The following is a 2,949-nucleotide window of genomic DNA, read 5'->3' as shown; positions in this document are numbered from 1 at the left end:
TCGTTTACGCCGCAGGTGACAACGGGCTGTTTATCTCCGATGATGATGGCAGCACCTGGACCACTGTCAAGTACTTCCAGGATTTCCAGGACCCCGAGATTGCACTGCGACCCGACGTCCGGGTGTTCTCAGTCACAACAACCTCGGATGCTGTCTGGGCCGGCACGTCGGACGGTCTGGTACGAAGCCAGGACCGAGGCGCCACGTGGCGAATCTTTCGAGTGAACATCCCGGTGAACCCTGAGGAACCGTCAAATCGTGTTCCCCGGGTCGAAACGTTTGCCTATCCAAATCCTTTCTCGCCGGGTTCAGATCAGTTCGTGCGCATCAAATATGAGCTCGCAAGCCCGACGTCGGTCGAACTCAAGGTGTTCGACTTCGCCATGCACCGCATTCGAACCATGAGTGTCGGGATGCAGTCGTCAGGACTCAGAGAACTGACCTGGGACGGTCTCGATCGCGACGGTGTGCGCATCGCCAACGGTCCGTACTTCTACGCCATCGAGGCGGGTGGCGAAACGTTCTGGGGCAAGATCCTGGTGATCGAGTGAGCATGTTGAACTACCACAGTCACCATAGCATATCGCCGGCACGACGATCACTGGGGAGCGTGCTTGTCGTATTCATGCTCGTGCTCGCGATTCAAGATGTGCACGGTCAGTCCGTAGGTGCGTTTACGCGTCTCGGCTTCGGGGCACGTGGAATTGGCATGGGCAATGCGCTGGTCGCCGACCGATCGGGAAACAGCAACGCTTTCTACAATCCGGCTCTCGCTCCGTTTGTGAAAGGCCAGCATCTCGAAATGGCGACAGCCTTCATGCGATTCGATCGCCAGCTTCAACATCTTCAGTTCGGCGTCCCGCTGGAGCGTGCCGGAATCGCGGCCGGTCTCATCCATGCCGGCGTCTCATCCATCGACGGCAGGGACACGAATGGATTCCATACGACGGATCTTTCGACCGACGACTTTGTGTTTTTTCTAGGTTTTGGCCTCCGATTCACCGAGCGCGTCAGCGGTGGGATAAACCTCCAGCTCTTCCGGTCCGATCTGTACGACGGATTGAAACCGGCGACCAGTATCGGGCTCGACATCGGTATCTCCGCGGCCGTTACTCGCCGCCTTACACTGGGACTTGTATTCGACGACCTGCTGGCCAAGTACGACTGGGATACGTCGGGTGTGGTCAGCGGCGGTGGTTCGTCCTCGGACCGGTTTCCAGTTCGGATTCGTCTAGGTGCCGCGTACGAAATTGCCGATGGTCGTGGCCGCGTTGTTGCTGAGTTTGAGTCCAGGGTCTCACGGCTTGACTATCGCGAGTACAGTGTCGCGCTGTTTGGAGAGGTGCCGCTAACGGCAATTGATGAACGGCGGGTCGACTTGCAATCGAGCTATCTTAGAGTCGGTGCGGAGTATGCGTTTCAGAAGATTCTTACGATCCGGGCAGGGATAGACCAGATTGGCTCCGGAGGCTTGAGTGAAGCCCGACCGGGAACCGGGTTCGCGTTGGACCAGGATGTCGGGAGTCTGAAGCTGCGCTTTGAGTATGCGTTCCAGCTTGAGCCGTATGCGGTTGGTACTTTCCACATTGTTGCCATTCGACTGTATCTGTGATGAGGATCAGGGTCATACTGCTTTCGCTGACCATCTTCGCCACGCTCGGATTAACTCCTGGCGCTGCGGCAGGACAGGAGAGCGGATTGTCGTTCCTGGAACTGGGCGTTGACGCGGCGGCCGCCGGGATGGGAGATGCGCACGTGGCCATTGCGGACGGCGCGTTCTCGACCTTCTGGAACCCCGCCGGCCTGGCACATACGGGATCCAACGAAGCCGCTCTGTCTCATCACATCTGGGTGGGCGACCTGCGAACGTACGCGCTTGCGGGACGCTTTCGTTCAGGGAAGAACTCGGGAGTCGGCCTTGCCTTCACAGCGACCAGCAGTGGGGATCTTGAACTCAGGGAGCGTCCCGGACCGTCGGAAGGCAACTTCGAGGTACAATATCTAAGTATAGGCGCGTCGTTTGGTCGGAGGATCGGGCCCGCTCGGATCGGTGCGACGGGCCGGTACATCTCGGAGGAGATCTTCACCGAGAGCGCCTCGGGATATGGCATCGACTTCGGGGCGCAGATGGACGTGCTGGGAGACGCAGTGCAGGTTGGCGGCGCCGTCCACAATATCGGCAAGATGAACGAGCTCAATTCGGTTGCCACAAAATTGCCGACGACCGCGAGGATCGGAATCGCCGTTCAGCCTTTTCAGGTCCTCGCGCTTGAGGACGACTTCACGGTCGTCAATGCCACAATAGTGGCCGAGCTGTCTCATCTCTTTCCGGACGACCGATCGCGCGTTCACGTCGGCCTGGCTGTCGATGCACTGGACATGCTGACGTTTCGTGCCGGGTTCATCACGAACGACGCGCTCCGAAACGGAACGTTCGGTCTCGGACTTCACTACGGCCTGCTTGTATTCGACTATGCCCTCGTGTTGTTCGACTCGGGATTCGCGGGACCGGGCCACATCTTGACGCTGTCGTACGCGTGGTAGGGGCTGGGACCGGTAGCTAGCCGCCGCCAAGTATCCGCAACAAAGCGTCGAGTCCCGTACCACTGACGTCCAGTCTCATGCGCAGTGTGCACCACAGATCCAGAATGAACATCTGCGCGAAGTGAATAGGGACGGCGATCCAGAACGATCGGCATCGCCAGACGAGGCCGCCAAGCGCTATGCCTCCAACGATCGACAGCAGCGATTCCGGCAGCGGCTTGTTAAGATGCAGAAGCGCGAAGGGAATTGTCTGGATGAAAATCGCATAGACGCCGAACACGCGAGCTGTTCCAAACAGCATGAAACCGCGCCAGAGGTACTCCCATCCTACCCAGTAGAACAGAAACAGCATCTCGTAGATCAGGAACACCTGCCAGTCAGTTGCCGCCGGCCCGTAGTGCGGAT

At 58.7% G+C, this 2,949-nt stretch carries 4 protein-coding genes; 3 read left to right on the top strand and 1 reads right to left on the bottom strand.

Annotated elements, in window-relative coordinates; translation table 11 throughout:
- The 3 genes from HKN37_10805 to HKN37_10795 form a co-directional block, all read left to right on the top strand.
- On the top strand, positions 1-551 hold a 551-nt coding region (locus HKN37_10805; GenBank protein ID NNE47138.1), incomplete at its 5' end, for a hypothetical protein.
- A gap of 2 nt (positions 552-553) precedes the next feature.
- Complete coding sequence (locus HKN37_10800; protein ID NNE47137.1) at positions 554-1,612, top strand: PorV/PorQ family protein; 1,059 nt, start codon at positions 554-556, stop codon at positions 1,610-1,612.
- Positions 1,612-2,544, top strand: a complete 933-nt coding sequence (locus tag HKN37_10795) for a PorV/PorQ family protein (GenBank protein ID NNE47136.1) — start codon at positions 1,612-1,614, stop codon at positions 2,542-2,544. The genes HKN37_10800 and HKN37_10795 overlap by 1 nt, the downstream gene beginning before the upstream one ends.
- 16 nt (positions 2,545-2,560) lie before the next feature.
- Here HKN37_10795 and HKN37_10790 read toward each other — a convergent pair.
- Positions 2,561-2,949 (bottom strand): CPBP family intramembrane metalloprotease (locus HKN37_10790; protein ID NNE47135.1); only part of this gene is annotated, 389 nt, incomplete at its 5' end.

The sequence above is a fragment of the Rhodothermales bacterium genome (genome assembly GCA_013002345.1).
GTDB lineage: Bacteria > Bacteroidota > Rhodothermia > Rhodothermales > JABDKH01 > JABDKH01.
The sequence above is the reverse complement of the archived record's forward strand: the minus strand, read 5'-3'. Positions and strand labels throughout refer to the sequence as shown.